12 protein-coding genes and 1 riboswitch are annotated in these 15844 nt (G+C 73.1%); of the genes, 4 read left to right on the top strand and 8 right to left on the bottom strand.

Annotated features, from left to right (window positions below; translation table 11 throughout):
* Positions 1-3: 3 nt before the first annotated feature.
* The 7 genes from RBH18_RS10370 to RBH18_RS10340 form a co-directional block, all read right to left on the bottom strand.
* Entirely contained in the window at positions 4-246 is a 243-nt protein-coding gene (locus RBH18_RS10370) for a cupin domain-containing protein (RefSeq protein ID WP_306206217.1), read from the bottom strand.
* The gene (locus RBH18_RS10365; RefSeq protein ID WP_306206215.1) at positions 243-4469 is read right to left on the bottom strand and encodes an AAA domain-containing protein; all 4227 of its coding nucleotides are present in this window, start codon (positions 4467-4469) and stop codon (positions 243-245) included. Before RBH18_RS10365 ends, RBH18_RS10370 begins: the two co-directional genes overlap by 4 nt.
* Positions 4470-4530: 61 nt before the next feature.
* Positions 4531-5262 carry an SDR family NAD(P)-dependent oxidoreductase gene (locus RBH18_RS10360; RefSeq protein ID WP_306206213.1) on the bottom strand — a complete coding sequence of 244 codons (732 nt, stop codon included), beginning with the start codon at positions 5260-5262 and terminating at the stop codon, positions 4531-4533.
* Between the two features lie 4 nt (positions 5263-5266).
* Entirely contained in the window at positions 5267-5965 is a 699-nt protein-coding gene (locus RBH18_RS10355) for an aspartate/glutamate racemase family protein (RefSeq protein ID WP_306206212.1), read from the bottom strand.
* On the bottom strand, positions 5965-7482 hold the full coding sequence (locus tag RBH18_RS10350) for an NCS1 family nucleobase:cation symporter-1 (RefSeq protein WP_306206210.1): 1518 nt from the start codon (positions 7480-7482) through the stop codon (positions 5965-5967). Before RBH18_RS10350 ends, RBH18_RS10355 begins: the two co-directional genes overlap by 1 nt.
* 57 nt (positions 7483-7539) lie before the next feature.
* A complete protein-coding gene (locus RBH18_RS10345; RefSeq protein ID WP_306206209.1) occupies positions 7540-8280 on the bottom strand; it encodes a GntR family transcriptional regulator in 741 nt (246 codons plus the stop codon).
* Between the two features lie 65 nt (positions 8281-8345).
* Complete coding sequence (locus RBH18_RS10340; RefSeq protein ID WP_306206207.1) at positions 8346-9011, bottom strand: hypothetical protein; 666 nt, start codon at positions 9009-9011, stop codon at positions 8346-8348.
* Between the two features lie 429 nt (positions 9012-9440).
* Positions 9441-9639, top strand: a riboswitch (cobalamin riboswitch).
* Between the two features lie 30 nt (positions 9640-9669).
* On the opposite strand from RBH18_RS10340, the gene bluB reads away from it, so the two are divergent.
* A complete protein-coding gene (gene bluB, locus RBH18_RS10335; protein ID WP_306206205.1) occupies positions 9670-10308 on the top strand; it encodes a 5,6-dimethylbenzimidazole synthase in 639 nt (212 codons plus the stop codon).
* 493 nt (positions 10309-10801) lie between these two features.
* On the opposite strand, the gene RBH18_RS10330 is transcribed toward bluB, so the two are convergent.
* Complete coding sequence (locus tag RBH18_RS10330) at positions 10802-12334, bottom strand: AAA family ATPase (protein ID WP_372338897.1); 1533 nt, start codon at positions 12332-12334, stop codon at positions 10802-10804.
* A gap of 169 nt (positions 12335-12503) precedes the next feature.
* Between RBH18_RS10330 and RBH18_RS10325 the strand changes: the two genes are divergently transcribed.
* The 3 genes from RBH18_RS10325 to RBH18_RS10315 are packed head-to-tail and all read left to right on the top strand — an operon-like array spanning position 12504 to position 15818.
* Positions 12504-13535 (top strand): beta family protein, encoded by a 1032-nt coding sequence (locus RBH18_RS10325; protein ID WP_306206202.1) that lies wholly within the window; start codon positions 12504-12506, stop codon positions 13533-13535.
* Between the two features lie 39 nt (positions 13536-13574).
* The gene (locus RBH18_RS10320; RefSeq protein ID WP_306206200.1) at positions 13575-15119 is read left to right on the top strand and encodes a bifunctional DNA primase/polymerase; all 1545 of its coding nucleotides are present in this window, start codon (positions 13575-13577) and stop codon (positions 15117-15119) included.
* Positions 15120-15146: 27 nt separating this feature from the next.
* Positions 15147-15818, top strand: a complete 672-nt coding sequence (locus tag RBH18_RS10315; RefSeq protein ID WP_306206198.1) for an SRPBCC family protein — start codon at positions 15147-15149, stop codon at positions 15816-15818.
* The last annotated feature ends 26 nt before the right edge of the window (positions 15819-15844 follow it).

Here is a 15844-nt window from a genome sequence, read left to right as displayed (position 1 = left end):
GCCCTACAGGGCGTGCCCGGTCGTCGCGTCGACGTGACCGGGCACGTCCTCGTGCCGGTCGCCCACGGTCAGCGTCCCCGACGGCTCGACCATCAGGATCGACGCGCCGCTTGCCGACGAGGGCTTGTGCTCGCCCCGCACCTTCGCGATGCGGACGTCGTAGTCGTTGACCCGGGTCACAATGCGCGGGCTCCACAGCTCGGCGAACGAGGCCAGCGCCGCGGTCAAGGAGATCGGTTCGCTCATGCCCCCATCGTCGGGCCCGCCGCGGGCCCGCCGGAAGGGCCGGGATCAGCACATGGCGAGATACGCAGTTCGTCGAGGCGCTGCCAGAGGGGGCGGAGGGCGGCGTCCGGCTCGCGGGCGAAGATGCTGCCGCGGATGCGGACGAAGACGCAGTTGCCGACGCGCTCGAGGACGGCCTGCCTGCGCATGTCGGTTTCCCACTGCTCCGGACCCTCGTACGTGTCGCCGTCGCACTCGATGGCGAGCCGGCGGCCGCCCGGGGCGTTGAGGACGAAGTCGATGCGGTAGCCGCCGATGCGGTACTGCGGCGTGGGGCGGTGGCCGCGCGCCCAGAGGCGGCGCAGCACCTCGCGTTCGAAGTCGTTCGTGCAGAGCCGCTCGGCGTCCGCCAGGGTCAGGTCCGACGCTTCCCCGGGCATCGCGCCGCCCGCGAAGTAGGACAACAGCAGTGCCCGCGCGTCGTCGTCGCGGAGAGCCTCCTGGCGTACGGAATGGAAGATCCACAGTTGGTCCCGGGCGCGCGAGGCGGCGACGTTGACGCGGCGGTGGTATTCGCGCTTGGTGAACGCCGCGACCCGGCCGTCGGTGTCCGAGACGACGAGCGACAGCAGGACCACGTCGCGTTCGTCGCCCTGGAACGTGTAGGCGTCACCGACGCGCAGGCGCCGGGCCTCCATCTCGTCCTCGCCGATGGTCTCGCGCAGACGGGCGAGCAGGTAGGTCGCCTGCCCGCTCGTGCTCAGCAGGCTGATCACGCCGAGGGTCCTGCCGCTGTACGCCGGGTCCGCGACCAGGGCTGCCACCCGGGCGACCAGCGCCTCCGCCTCCGGCACGTTGACTTCGCCGTAGCCCTCCACCGGCCCGCGGGTGCCGTCGGGAAGGAACACGACACGGACCGGGTCGAGGGCCGGGCGGTCGGCGCGCAACGGCTGGATCTTCGAGTCGTAGTAGTGCTTGGACGAGAACTCGATGATCTGCGGCACGCACCGGAAGTGCTCGGTGAGCAGGATGCGCTCGGGCGAGCGGCGTACGGCGTGGTCGTAGAGCGACGACTCGGGGTCGAAGTGCTCCGCCGACGGAACGTCGCGCAGGTGGCTGTGGATCAGGCCGGTGACCGGGGCGACGAAGCCCAACTGCGGGCCGATCTGCTGGTCGTCGCCGACCACGACCGCGCGCTCGGCGAGGGAGAGGATCGGCAGGGAGAACAGGTCGGCCTGGGACGCCTCGTCGACGATCACGACGTCGAAGCGGGCGCCGCCGGCGAACTGCTCGATCGCGCGGTCGACCGACATGACCCATACCGGGACGGCGTCGACGGCGGACTCCATGGCCCGCTGGGCGTGGGCCTGCCAGGCGGCGGCGCTGCGGCCCGTACCCTTGCCGATCTTGCGCAGGGCGGTGGTCCAGTCGGCGAGGGCCGCCCGGCGGCGGTCGTCCAGCGCGCGGGAGACCTCGAGCCAGGCGGAGGCCACGACCAGCTCGGCGGTGAGCCCGCGGATCCGCTCGCGGCCCTGCTCGACGCGGCGGTTCAGCACGGCCGGGTCGACGCTGCCGACCACCTCGTCGAACCAGGTCTGCGCCTGCCGCCACCGCCACGCCCGCAGGCACGCCGTCCCGGACACCGCGGGCACCACCCCGGCCTCCACCTGCGCGGCCCACAGCGGCGCCGCGAGGGCCAGGCGATCGCGCAGCCCGAGATAGTCGCGTACGTCCTCCCGCAGCGCCAGCAGCCGCGAGGTCTCCGCCCGGAACTCGTCCCAGCCGTCCAGCGTCCGCCACGCGCGCACAGCCTCGGGCCAGGGCGCGAGGCCGTCCGCCACGGCGCGGTCGGCCGCGTCCAGCCGGTCGAGCTCGAAGACCACCGGCGCCTCGGCGACCAGCTCGGCCACCTCCGCCAGCCGGGCCGCGTCGAGGGCGGCCTCCTGCTGCGGCACGACCCGGGCCAGGCGACCGGCCAGCTCGGGCCACTGCCGCGCGTCGAAGGCGAGCGACTGGGCCGCCTCGGCGAGCAGCGACCCCGCCCACACCTCCGGAGGTCCGTCCCGCGTGGGGATGTCGAGGCGCTGGATCCACTCCGCCCAGTGCTCGCCGAGCCGGCGCTGCGCCTGCGCCCGGCGCACCCAGGCGACGGCCAGGTCCACGTCGTCCGTGGTGCGCAGCGGCTCGTCGTCGACCCGTACCTCGTCGGCGAGCTTCCACAAGGGTGCTTGCAGCAGCCGGTTCACTCCCCGGCCCGCGGCGAACCGGCGGTGCAGATCAGTCAGACCGGCCAGGAGGCGCCGGGGCTCGGCGGCCAGCGGGGCGGGCACGCCGATCCGGTGCCCGGCGAGCCCGCGGGTCAGCGTCGCCAGCTCGGCCTGCAACGTCGCGGTGGCTGCCACGTGGTCGTCCCAGCGGGTCGCCCAGTGCGGATCGGCGACGAGACGGCCGAGCCGGTCGGTCCACGTGCCCTCGCGCCGGTGCAGCCACGCGACCGCCTCGCGCAGCCCGTCGAGGAGCTCCGCGACGGCGTCCGGCCCCTGGTCGCGTACGCCCTCGGGGTCAAGCCCGGCCGCGACGAGCCGGGACACCCGCTCGGCGGCCGCCGCCCGCTCGGATCGGTCGCTCTTCGCCCGCGTGGCGGCCGGCAGCGCGGCGACGTCCGGCAACTCCCGCAGCGCCGCGTCCCGGTCCGCGGGCGTGAGCCGGCTCGCCAGCTCGAGCAGCCGCGCGAAATCGTCGCCGGCCAGCGGCGGCCCCGCGTGCGGATCGACGGCGTCGGGGATGCCGCCCTGGGCAGCGGCACGTTCGCGCAGCCAGGCGCCCACCTCGGCCGGGGTCAGCGCCACGTCGTCGAGGCGATAGGTCGCGGCCTCGCTCTCGGCGATCGACCGCAGCCCGCCCTGCGCCCGCGCCAGCTCCCGCTCGGCCTCCTCCAGCCGCTCGGTGAGCCGGGCCACCCGCGTCGCCTCGGCACGCTGGTCGAGCGTGGCGGCGCGGTCGCTCAGCTCCCGCGCGGCGAGCTGCAGCTGCACCAGCTGGTCGGTCGTCCGGCCGAGGACCGCCAGACACAGCGCCCGTACGCCCTCGGGCAGCCCGTCCCGCAGCACCCGCAGCGGGTCCTCCTTCTGCGCGACGACGAGCACCCGCTTGCCGTTCGCCATCAGGTGGCAGATGAGGTTGCGAATGGTGTGCGTCTTGCCGGTGCCCGGCGGCCCCTGCACGGCGACGTTGCGGTGCTGGGCGAGCCGGCGCGCGATCGACTCCTGCGCCTCGTTGGTGGGCAGCGGCATGAGCAGCCGCTCCCCCACCCGCTGCCACTCCTCCGGCCGGTCGTCGGGCATCCGCAGCTTGCTGGGCTCGTGCGCGACGATCGCGGCGAGCGCGCCGATGCTCGCCGTGTCGCCGTCGAGCAGCCTGTCCCGCAGACTCTCGAGGAAGCCGCGCAGCAGTCGCTGGCGGGGCCGCGCGAAAAGCACTCCGGTGTCCACGATGCCGCTCTCGGCCAGTCCGGCGCCCGCCTCCACCACCAGTTTGTCGTGCCCCAGCCGGGTCAGCGCCCGCTCGAAGAGCTCCCGCCGCGCGAAGTCGTCCCACAGGTCCACCTCGACCGTGCCCGCGGGGCCGGCCAGGGCGAGCAGCTGCCGCAGATAGCGCTCGTCGAGCCCGCTCAGCGCGTCGGTCTGGAGCCGCGACGGCCCCTGCGGGGAGACGGTGACCAGGGCCCGGTCGGCGTCGTACTCGACGATGACCGGCGTGGCGACCAGCGGATAGCGCACCCGCTCGCCGGCCACCTCGGTCTCCAGGATGCCGTGGCCCCAGACCAGCTCGGTGGTGACCGTGGTCATGTCGAGCTGGTGCATGAGGTCGAAGAGCCGCCGGTGCAGCTCGCGGGTGTCCTCGGTGGTGCGGGTCAGCTCCTCCCAGGGCCGCCAGACCTGCTCGCGCCAGGCCTCGTAGTCGGGGTGCGGCTCGGCCTCCTCGTTGAGGTGGCGGCGCAGCTCGGTCGGCACCGGCGCCGGGCCGGGCAGGTCGGGCAGGCCGACGCGCAGCCAGGTCGTGCCGTCGGCGCCCGGGCCCACCTGGCACGCCGGGTGGCCGGGCAGGGTCTCGAGCCGCAGGGCGTCGGCGGGCAGCGTGCGGGCCGGCCGCTCGAGCTGCGCGCGCACGGCCAGCAGGTAGTCCGCGACGGCGACGGCCCGATCCCGGATCAGGGTGGGCGTCTCGGGCTCGGGCTCCGGCATTCTTCGCAGGCTATCCGACAGTGACCCGCGGGACAGTCATGCGTGCCCGGACATCCCGGGCTCAGGCCTCCTCGGGGTCTCGGCCCACGGCCGAGCGGCCGCCGTCGACGGGCAGGATCGCGCCGTTGACGAAGCTCGCCGCCCCGGAGAGCAGGAAGGCCACGACGTCCGCGACCTCGGCCGCCCGGCCGAGCCGGCCCAGCGGCTGCAGCAGGGCGATCTCCCGGTCGAAGTGCTCCGCGGCGGCCGGGGCGAGGCCCGCGACATGGGCGTCCGAGCGCTCGGTGGCGATCGATCCCAGGGCAACGGCATTCACGCGTACGCCCCTCGGCCCGTAGTCCACGGCGAGCGCCCGGGTCAGCCCCTCCACCGCGGCCTTGGCGGTCGCGTAGGGCAGCGCGCCCCGGACCGGCCGGGTGGCCTGGTGCGACGACACGTTGACGAGCGCCGGGCAGCCCGCGGCGAGGGCCGCCGCACAGCCCACGATCACGGGGTCCAGGTTGCGGGCGATGATCGACGACACCTGCCGCGGGTCCTCGTGCAGCCAGGCGTCCTCGAAGACGGCCGCGTTGTTGACCCAGCCCGTCAGCGTCGCTCCCACCGCCGCGGCGCGTGCGGCGACGCCGGGGTCCGCCGCGTCACCGATCACGGGCACGATCCGGTCGTCCGCCGCCGCCCAGGCCAGCGACTCGGCGTCACGCTCGATGACGGCGACGGTGTGCCCGTCCGCCCCGAGCCGCTCGACGATGGCCCGGCCGATTCCCCGGCCGCCGCCGGTCACCACGATTGTCACCCGGCTACTTGTACTCCTTGGCGGGCGGGGTGGCGTACTCGACATGCTTGGAAGTCCGCAGTCCGAGGGTGACCAGCGCCTGGACGAGCACCGTGGCGGCCGCGACCCCGTCGACGACCGGGACGCCCAGCCGGGCCGAGGCCCGGGCCGCCAGGTCGGCCATCCCGGCGCAGCCCAGGACTATGACGTCCGTCCCGTCGCGGGCCAGCGCCTCGCGGGCGAGGGTGACGACCCGGTCGAGCACGCCCGGGTCCTTGTCGAGGTCCAGCACCGGGATGTCACAGGCGTACACCCCCTTGCAGGGGGCGCCGTAGCGCTCGGCGAGCTCCCACGCCCGCCCCTTCGTACGATCCAATGTGGTCACCACGCTGAAGCCGCGCCCCACCAGGGCCGCCGCGTGCATCGCGCCCTCCGCGATCCCGACGACCGGGCCCGCCGCCAGCTCGCGTGCCGCGTCGAGGCCGGGGTCGCCGAAGCAGGCGATCACATAGCCGTCCACGCCCTCGCGCTCGCCGCGGGCAACCTCCGCGAGCAGCCCCGGCACGCTCAGCGCCTCGTCGTAGTGGCTCTCGATCGACGCCGGGCCGGTGGCGGAGGTCACCGCGTCGAGGCGGGTGCCCGGACCGGCCACGGCCCGGGCACTCTCCCCGATCGTCACGGTCATCGCCTCCGTGGTGTTGGGATTGATGACGCGCAGGTGCATCAGGCGCTCACGAGTTCTTCCTCGGCGGTCACCGGCGTACGGCGCGGGACGAGCAGCAGGTACGCGACGAAGCCGAGACCCATGCCGATGAACCAGCTGTACTGCGCCGTGGTGTGCATGCCGGGACCGTCGGTCCACAGCACCGGCACCATCGCGACGACCGCGCCGATGGCGGTGGCGATGATGGCCGGCGGGTTGTACCCCTTGCGGTACCAGTAGCGGCCTTCCGGCGACATGGTGAACAGGTCGTCGACGTCCACGACCTGCTTCTTGATCAGGTAATAGTCGGCGATCAGCACCCCGAACAGCGGCCCGATGAAGGCGCCGAGCGTCTCCAGCGTGTAGTGGATGACGTCCGGGTTGTTGTAGAGGTTCCACGGTGTGATCAGCACCGAGCCGACGGCCGCGATCATGCCGCCGGCCCGCCAGCTGATCCGCTGCGGGCTGACGTTGGAGAAGTCGAAGGCGGGCGAGATGAAGTTCGCCACGATGTTGATGCCGATCGTGGCGATGGTGAAGGTCAGCGCGCCCAGCACGATCGCGAACGTGCTGTCGATCCGGGCCACCGTGGCGACCGGGTCGGTGATCAGCTCGCCGAAGACCGGGATCGTCAGCGACGACGTCACCACGACCAGGATCGAGAAGGCGAGGAAGTTGACGGGCAGGCCGAGCAGGTTGCCGGTCTGGACCGCGCGGAACGACTTGCCGTACCGGCTGAAGTCCCCGAAGTTCAGCATCGGCCCGGAGAAGTACGACACCACGAGCGCGATCGCCCCGAGCATGACCGGAATCGCGTCGAAGCCGGTGTACTCGACGTCGCCGAGGCTCAGGTTGATGTGACCCCAGCCGGCCTTGTAGATGAGATACCCGGCCAGCGCGACCATCACCACGTAGACGGCCGGCCCGCAGAAGTCGATGAACTTGCGGATCGTCTCCATGCCGGTCCAGAAGACGGCGGCCTGCAGGACCCAGAGCAGCGCGTACGAGCACCAGCCGAGCAGGGGCAGCCCGAGGAAGCCGTACTGGTTCACGTCGGCGTAGGGCGCGAGGTCCGGGAAGAGCTTGAGCACCACGACGTCGAGGGCCGCGCTGGCCAGGTAGGTCTGGATGCCGTACCAGGCGACGGCGATCGCGCCGCGGATGATCGCCGGCACGTTGGCGCCCAGCACGCCGAAGACCGTGCGGCAGATCACCGGGTACGGGACCCCGGTCCGCTGGCTCGGCTTGGCGACCAGGTTGCAGAAGAAGTAGACGATCGTGATGCCGACCAGCAGGCTCACCAGGACCTGCCAGCTCGACAGGCCCAGGGCGAAGAGGCTGCCCGCCGTCACGTAGCCGCCGACGCTGTGCACGTCGGACATCCAGAAGGCGAAGATGTTGTACGAGCCCCACGACTGCTTCCGCAGCGGCGCGAGGTCCTCGTTGGTGAGGCGCGGGTCGTACCCGGGTTTGATGGCGCCGGCGCCGACCGGCATCCCGGCGGCTTCGACGAGGTCGTTATTGGCGTGATCGGGCATGCGCACTCCCCAGAGGTCGAGCGGCGTCAATGCTGCTCACGCTAGGAATGCGCTGTTTCACTCAGATGATCGGAGAGATATATCTGTCTCCTGGAAGAGCCCGGTGTCCCGGGGCAGCCGTGCGATGTAATCCTGCAGCCGCCGGTGATGCGCCCCGCACAGGTCGATGAGCCGCGCACCGTCGCGCGCGGTGAAGGCTTCGAGCATCGCGTCGTGATCCCGGTGCAGCAGCTCCCGCTCGGCGGCGCCGAGGTGGGCCATCGGCTGCAGCGGCTCGGTCATGTTCCAGGCCGCGGTCAGCATGTGCACCAGGCGGCGCATCCCGCACGGCCGGATCAGCGCCAGGTGGAAACGGCGGCTCTCCCGATGGTGTGCCTGCCCGTCGCCGCTCTCGACGGCGGCACCGAGGGCCGCGTGGGCAGCTCGCGCCTCGGTCACCGCCGCGTCGTCCGCGAGCCCGGCGGCCACCCGCAGCGCGGCGGTCTCCAGCGCCTCGCGTACGAGATAGATCTCCGCGAACTCGGCGGCGGTCAGCTTCGTCACGCGGTAGCCGGTGCGGGCGCGGTGATCGACCAGGCCCTCGCCGATCAGGGTCATGAGGGCCTCGCGTACGGGGATGCGGCTCACGCCGAACGTCGCCGCGACACCGTCCACGGGGATCGGCGACCCGGGCGGGACCTCGCCGTCGAGGATGCACCGGCGCAGCTCGTCGAGGATCTCGCCCTGGGAGGAGTGGGGGCGGCCGCCTTGCGGGTTCAGCCGGGACAGCAGCACCGACCGGACGCGGGGGTTGGTCATGGTGCGGCCCCGCGTGCTCTCGTCACGCGGGGCCTTTTCGTCACGCGGGGCCGTACCGCTGCTCGTCAGGGGAACACCATGCGGCGCGGCCGGGGGATGACCGGCGGGGGCAGCGGCAGGTCGTCCAGGTGGCTCCAGTTCAGCGTCCCGTTGTCGGTCGACTTGATCTCGCCGAGGCAGGCCCGCAGGAGGCCCAGGTGCGGCGCCCCCGCGTAGCCGGCGATCACCACCTCCGGCGCGGGGTCGATCTTCGCGATCGCCGCGCAGATCTTGGCGACCTCCCGCTCGTCCACGGCGTCGAGGGGAAGCGGGGTCTCCGCCTGCGATCGGCGCCACGGCGGCCCGAACCGGCGCAGCAGCTCCCGGGCGAGCCGGCCGAACGAACGGCCGACGGGTACGTCCCGGATGGAGTCGCGGGCGGACTGCCCGTAACACCAGGGGACGACGACATGCCCGTTGAGCACCACCAGCTGGTAGACCGACCGGGGCACCGAGATGATCTCGGCGCCGGGCAGGGTGCCCAGGAAGAGCACGAGCTCCTCGTACGGGAGCGGCCAGCGAGGATTCGCCAGCACGCGCTCGGTCTGCGTGACCGAGGGATGGGTGTTGACCTCACGTTCGATTGCGGTGTTCAGGGCCTCGGGCACCCGAGTCCACAATTCGGCGGCGACCTTGTCACCGAATTGCTCGATCACCCAATCGCTGGGACCGACCAGAACGTCTGGACGCATAGGGCTCCACCACCGTCCGTGTCGCTGGCGCTACGTCTGGCTAGAAGAGTTACACCTTCGGAGATCGACTGGAAGAGTCTGCTCCGGGGATCTGAAAAACGTGGATGAATGAAACTCATCCGAACCGGCAGACCGTTGCGACAGCGTTGGAGCAGCAGGTCGAAAGGACCTTCGCGGGCCTCTTACCGGCCCCTCGTGAGCCCTGCACGAGCCCTTCGGGACGCGTGAACATGCAACTTGCACGGCGAACCGCTCGTGCAAGTTGCATGTCAGCCCGCGGGTGAGTCCCCTAATCGACAGTGAACCCAATCCATATTTCGAGACGGTGACCGCGTTGCTAACACCCGCCGCGAGTTGTCGATCACATCCGCACGGTCCCGGGCTTCCGTCGCGCGTTCCGGATAGATCGCGGCCCGCTATCCTGGGCGGTGGCACGAACTGTTGCGAGGTGCCCCGCCGTGGCGGGGAGAATCGGGAAGCCGGTGCGAATCCGGCACGGGCCCGCCGCGGTGACCGGGGAGCCGCCGTCCACGCGCATCCTGCGCAGCCACTGGCCGCAAGGCTGGGAAGGCGGACGGTGAGGCTGTGATCCGGGAGTCCGAAGACCGGCCTCGCGCCTAACCGCCCTCCGGGGCCGAAGCGCAGCGGGAGCCTGCCCATGATCACCGACCTTTACGACGCCATCCACCGCCGCCGCGACGTACGCGGACAATTCACCGGCGGCCCGATCCCCGCCGAGACGCTGCACCGGGTCCTGGACGCGGCCCACGCCGCACCGAGCGTCGGCCTCTCCCAGCCGTGGGACTTCATCCTGGTGCGCGACGAAGCCGTCCGAGCGACCTTCCACGAACACGTCCAGCACGAACGCGACACCTTCGCCGCCACCCTCGACGCCGCCGCCGCCGAACGGTTCCGCCCGATCAAGATCGACGGCATCCTGGAGTCGACGCTGTCGGTGGTGGTGACCTACGACCCCGACCGCGGCAGCCCGGCGGTGCTGGGACGGCACGCCATCGCGGATGCCGGGCTCTACTCGGCGTGTCTCGCCATCCAGAATCTGTGGCTCGCGGCGACGGCGGAGGGGCTCGGGGTGGGCTGGGTGTCCTTCTACCGGGAAGAGTTTGTGCGGGGGCTGCTCGGGATTCCGGCCGGGGTGCGGCCGGTCGCGTGGCTGTGCATCGGACCGGTCACCCACCTCGAGCGGACGCCGGACCTCGAACGCCACGGCTGGCGCCGGCGACGCCCCCTGGCGAGCGCGGTGCACGAGGAACGCTGGAGCCCCGCCGCCACCGCCTGAGCGGCCACCGCCCCTTCCGCCCGCCGCCCTGCACCCCGTCGCCGGCAACATCCGCGGCACACCTGCCAGGGCGCCGGGCGAGGCGGTGCCCTGCGCCCGCCCGGCATCGAGCGCCGGTCACCCAGGCGCCGGGCGGCGTGGGACGGTCACGGGCAGCCGACGCGCGGTTGCCGGGTATCCGCAGACGGTCGCCAGTCGCACGTCATCGGACGCCGAGCCATCGGGGCGCACGAAATGTGATGGCGGACGGCATCGGCGTCACGCATCGAGCGCAGGCAGCGGCGGCGCGCGGCGGCGTCACGCATGTAGCGCAGGCAGCGGCGCGCGTCGAGCGGCGCGGGCGTCATTCGTCGGGCCTCGCGCGGCGGGCGTTGGTCGTCATTCGCCGGGCGGCGAGCGTTGGTCGTCATCCGCCGGGCGGCGAGCGTTGGTCGTCATTCGCCGGGCGGCGCGCGCCATTCGCCGGGCGGCGGGCGGCAGGCGGCGGGCGGCGTCAGGAGATGGCGGCGAGGTGGGCGAGCATGGCCTGGTTCGCCTCCCAGCCGTCCGGGAACTTGACCGGCACGCCGAGGTGCACCGGCTCGGTCGAAGGGTGGGCGTCGAGCAGCTCCGCGATGCCGTCGCGCGCCACCACCACGCAGGCGTGGCGGTGCCGGGAGGTGAGGACGCACAGGCGGCCCGACTCCAGGTGGAAGGCGGTGGCGTCGCGGCGGCCCGAGAGCGGGTGCAGGACGACGGTCAGGTCGTACTCGCGGCCCTGGAGCCGGTTGGCCGTGTCGACCGTGATGTCGCGGGCCTCGGGCGGCAGGAACGACCGGATCGCCGCCACCTGGTCGCGATGGGCAGCCCCCACCGCGATCCGGTCGGCCGTCAGAACGCCCTCGCCCGACTCCGATGTGGTCACGCCGCCCCGGGCCAGGGCACGGGCGGCGAGCAGCGCGCAGGCGGCCGCCGCCTCGGCATCCGTCCGCACCGTGAACCGCGCCGGCAGCCGCAGCAGCCCCCAGCCGGTCTCCGCCGCCACGTCCAGCACCTTGTCGACCTCTCCGAAGCCGAGCCCGCCCGGGAGAGAAGACCCACCCCCGGGACCGAGCCCACCCCCGAAGCCGACCCCATCCCTGAAACCGAGCCCAGCCCCGGAACCGGCCCCACCGCCGAGACCAGGCCCGACCCCGCGTCCCGAGCCGCCCCCGGGCCCCAAGTCGCCGCCAAGCCCCGAGCCGACCCCGAGCCCCGAGCCGCCTAGCCCCACATCGCCGCCGAGCCCTGGGCCGGCACCGGGACCGGATCCGTTGCCGGACGCGCCGAAGGTCAGCACCCGGTCTCCCGGCCCCGTGCCCGACCGGAAGCCGGTGAACGGATAGAACGCCTTCGCCACCACGGGCGCCGCCGAGGCCGGCAGGCGCCAGGAGACCGGGAGGCGGTGGACCGGCAGCTCGGGGTTGTGACGCAGCAGCACCGCGACGGCGCTCTGCATCGGGTCCCAGGACAGGCCCGTCCAGCGATCGACCTCGACCGTCGAGAACGGATCGAGCTGCCCGGGATCGCCCACGAACAACGCCCGCTCGAACCGGGGCGCGACGCGGAGCAGCGCGTCCGATCGCATCTGGTAGGCCTCGTCGACGATGGCCCACGGCCACGTGCCCTCGGTGACCGTGGCCCACTTGGCGGCGGTGCCGATCGTGACGGGCGGGCCGCCGAGGTCGGGCACCTTGGCGCCGACGCGGCAGGACGGGTGGGCTCGGACGCGCTCGCTCGGCACGTAGTCCACGGCGGAGAGCCGGCCGACGCCCAGCTCCGGCGACTTGCCGGCGAGGCGCTCGACGAGATCGTCGACCTGCTCGTTGGTCTGCGCGACGATCATCAGAGGGCCGCCGGCCGCGGCGAGCACACCGGCCGCCCGTACGACCAAAGTGCTCTTGCCCGCACCCGGCGGCGAGTCGACCACCACCCCGCGGTGCGGCGAGGTCGCGAGGTCGCGCAGCACGGCGTCGACCACCTGCCCCGCCGCGACGGACGGCGCCACCGCGGCCGGCTCGGGCCTGGTCACGGTCGCCCCGGACGGCTCTCCTGAAGTCACGGCGACCACCCTAGCCGCGCCCTACGACAAAACAGCGGACGCGCAGATCTTCACCAGAAGTGACTAAACGCGTCGGCAATGTCCACGCTGAGCGATCACCCGCTACTTTGAGTGAATGACCGTATTCACGGCGCCCGAGGCCGCGGACGACGGTGTCTACCGCCCGATCCTGCGGCCCCGCCGGGGCGAGCTCGCTGCCCTGCACCACCTCGATCCCGCGTCCGCCCGGCGCATCTCCCCCATCGTCGAGCTCGGACCCGCGGACCGCCTGCCCCAGCTGCTCAGACAGTTCCCGCCCCGGACCGGCGCCGTGGCCGTGGACCTCGCCGCGCTGCCCGACCCCGGCGACCCACTCGTGTCCCCGCCGCTCGACCTCGCGGAGGAACTGGCGGAGCTGGGCGTGGCGATGCTTCCGGTGCTCCGGGCGTACGACAGTAATCGCCGGCTGGTGGAACACGGCCTGGCCGCTCGCATGCACCTCGAGCGCGCTGTCCTGCGGCTGCGGCCGCACACCGACGCCCGCAACCCGGCCGAGGCGACGGCCACGACCAACCGCCTGCTGAGCGGGTCGGGCCTGCAGGCGGAGCGGGTCGATCTGATCATTGATCTCGCCGAGACCGCATGTACGGCACACGCCGCCCGCTTCGAGGACCGCGCCCGGCACGTGCTGCGCTGGGCCCGCTCGACGCCGTGGCGTTCGATCACCGTGGCAGCCGGCGCGATGCCGCCCAACCTCGACGACCTGCCCACCGACGAACCCGTCACGGTCGGCCGCCTCGACGCCAGGATGTGGGCGCGGCTCCGCGAGCCCGGCGTCGGCTATGCGGACTACGGCGTCACCTCCCCCGTACGCCGCAACGGCAGCAACCACCGCCAGCTCCCCACGCTCCGCTACACGGCCGAGGACGACTGGTGGATCTATCGATGGGCGCGCCGGGGCGGGCGGAGCGACGACCGCTGCCAGGACCTGTGCCGCACCCTCGTGGCCTCGGCGCACTGGCCGGCCACGGGCGGACACTTCTCCTGGGGCGACGCGGAGATCGCCCGCCGGGCCCGGAGCGCCCGGGGCGGCGGCAGCCCGGCGAGCTGGATCGCGTGGAGCACGTCACACCACTTGGCACATGTCCTGCACACGCTTTACGGATAACTCTCGGTGCGGCGGGCAATCACTCGTACACTTGTTCGAATGATGCTCGATGCAGCCCTCGCCTACGCCCGGCACGGGATCCCCGTGCTGCCGGTGCACACTCCCGCCCCGGGCGGCGGGTGTTCCTGCGGCCGTGCCACGTGCGAGCGCCCCGGCAAGCATCCTCGCCTGCGGCACGGGCTCATGGAGGCGAGCACCGATCCCCTGACGATCGAGGCGTGGTGGGCCCGCTGGCCGGAGGCCAACATCGGGCTGCGCACGGGCATCGTCATGGACGTGGCCGACGTCGACTCGGCGGAGGGCTGGCACGGCCTGCGCCACCTGCTGGGCGGCGAGCTGCCGCCGGGCCCGCAGGTGCGCACCGGAGGCGGCGGCTGGCACTTCTGGTTCCGGCCGTCGGGCCACGGCAACCGCGTGCGCGTGGTCCCCGGCCTCGACTGGCGCGGCACGGGCGGCTATGTGCTGGCGCCGCCGTCACGCCACGCCCGCGGCTCGACCTATTACTGGGTGGTGCGCCCCGGCGCAAGCAACCCGCCCGTGCCCCCGGAGCTGGCCGAGATGATCGCCGGCCCGGAGCCGCCCGGCGTCCGCCTCGTCGTCCCGACCCCCACACGACACCCCTTGCAGTACGCCGCCGCAGCCCTCGCCGCGGAGTCCGACCGCGTGGCCCGGGCGCCGGCCGGCACCCGCAACGACACGCTGAACCGAGCGGCCTTCGCCCTGGGCCGCCTCGTCGCCGCGGGCTGGACCGACGCGGCCACCGTCACCCGCGAGCTGACCGCCGCGGCCGCCTGGGCGGGCCTCGGCCGAGCGGAAACCGTGCGCACCATCCGATCCGGCCTGACCGCCGGCCTCCGCGTCGGCGCACCCCACCCCAACCGACCACACCGGACGACCACCGCCCCCCACATCACCCGAGCGCACCCGGCCACCGACGGCCCTCACCCCACTCGGCCAACCCCGGCCGCCGACACTCCTCACACCACTCGACCGGATCCGACCACCGACGCTCCCCGCGCCAGTCGCCCATGTCCGGCCACCGACGTTCCCCGTGCCACTCGACCGGATGCGGCTATCGACGTTCCTCGCACCTCTCGACCAGATCCGGCCACCGACGCTCCCCGCGCCAGTCACCCGTGTCCGGCCACCGACGTTCCCCGTGCCAGTCAAGCGGATCCGGCAACCGGTGCTTCTCATGCCATCCGGCCGGCGGTGCTGCCGAGTGCCGACCGCGGCCCGCACGACTCGGCTGCGCCCACCCGGGTCGGCAGCCTTGGCGGCACAGCAGGGACCGACGCCCTCGCCTCGGCAGAGGTTCACCCCGAGCCGGAGCCTCCGCCGGTGAACGAAGCGGTCGTCGATGTGGGACATGCCGTTACCGGCTTCGCGCGTCCACAGTCGCCTGACGTTCGCGGTGTCGCGAGGCCCGCGGTGGGCAGTCGCACGGGTCAGTCGGTGGGGCGTGGGGCGGGTCATGTGGCGGGGCGCGCGCTGGATCGGGCAGGGTCCGCGGTGGACCGGGCGGGGCGGACGGCGATTCGGCGCGAAATCTCCGGAGAAAGGGGGCGTGATCGCGTGGCGTGATCTTCGAGTTACCGCCAGGATAGGACCGTGACCGATCGAGAGACGCCGAAGTCCTATCACGTCGAGGTGGAGCTGCCGGCCGGCCGCGACGAGGTGTGGGATGCCGTCACCCAGCCCGCCGTGCTGCGGCAGTGGTTCGGGTGGGACTACGACGAGCTGGACGTCGAAATCGCCCACATCTTCGTGAACGAGGCCACGCTGCGGGCGCCGGAGCGGATGGGCTGGGCCGACGGGTCCTATCTGGAGGTGAGCGGGGGCGACGACAAGTCGGTGGTCCGCGCCGTCCGGGAGGGAGCGGACGACCCCGGCCGGTACGACGCCATCGAGGAGGGCTGGCGCGCCTTCCTCGTCCAGCTGCGCTATCTGCTGGCGGAGCGGCCCTCGGGCGAGCGCCGGACGCTCTACCTGACCGGGGCGAGCACCTGGCGGCAGGTCCTCGGCATGATCGGCGCCACCGCGGCGACCGTGACCCGGGCCGGCGACCGCGTGGCCTGGATCGTCGACGGCGACGGCCACCTCGTCGTCCTGGCCGGCCGTGAGCCGCTGGGCAGCCGCAGCGCGGGCCGCTTCGAGGTGACCGTCTCCACCTACGGACTCGACGACTCGGCCTTCGACGTCATCCGCAAGCGCTGGACGGAACGCTGGGCACCCCTCGCCCGCAACGCCCAGGTAACCGCCGCCGACACCCCCGCCCCCTGACCCACCCCTGCCGGACGGGCTCGGCA

Origin of the sequence: Actinoplanes oryzae (assembly GCF_030757795.1) — a bacterium.
Taxonomy (GTDB): Bacteria; Actinomycetota; Actinomycetes; order Mycobacteriales; family Micromonosporaceae; genus Actinoplanes.
The sequence above is the reverse complement of the archived record's forward strand: the minus strand, read 5'-3'. Positions and strand labels throughout refer to the sequence as shown.

Coding starts and splice junctions, on each gene's coding strand:
- RBH18_RS10370 (WP_306206217.1), bottom strand. CDS start 246: ATGAGCGAACCGATCTCCTTGACCGCGGCGCTGGCCTCGTTCGCCGAG.
- RBH18_RS10365 (WP_306206215.1), bottom strand. CDS start 4,469: ATGCCGGAGCCCGAGCCCGAGACGCCCACCCTGATCCGGGATCGGGCC.
- RBH18_RS10355 (WP_306206212.1), bottom strand. CDS start 5,965: ATGCACCTGCGCGTCATCAATCCCAACACCACGGAGGCGATGACCGTG.
- RBH18_RS10350 (WP_306206210.1), bottom strand. CDS start 7,482: ATGCCCGATCACGCCAATAACGACCTCGTCGAAGCCGCCGGGATGCCG.
- RBH18_RS10345 (WP_306206209.1), bottom strand. CDS start 8,280: ATGACCAACCCCCGCGTCCGGTCGGTGCTGCTGTCCCGGCTGAACCCG.
- RBH18_RS10340 (WP_306206207.1), bottom strand. CDS start 9,011: ATGCGTCCAGACGTTCTGGTCGGTCCCAGCGATTGGGTGATCGAGCAA.
- bluB (WP_306206205.1), top strand. CDS start 9,670: ATGATCACCGACCTTTACGACGCCATCCACCGCCGCCGCGACGTACGC.
- RBH18_RS10325 (WP_306206202.1), top strand. CDS start 12,504: ATGACCGTATTCACGGCGCCCGAGGCCGCGGACGACGGTGTCTACCGC.
- RBH18_RS10320 (WP_306206200.1), top strand. CDS start 13,575: ATGATGCTCGATGCAGCCCTCGCCTACGCCCGGCACGGGATCCCCGTG.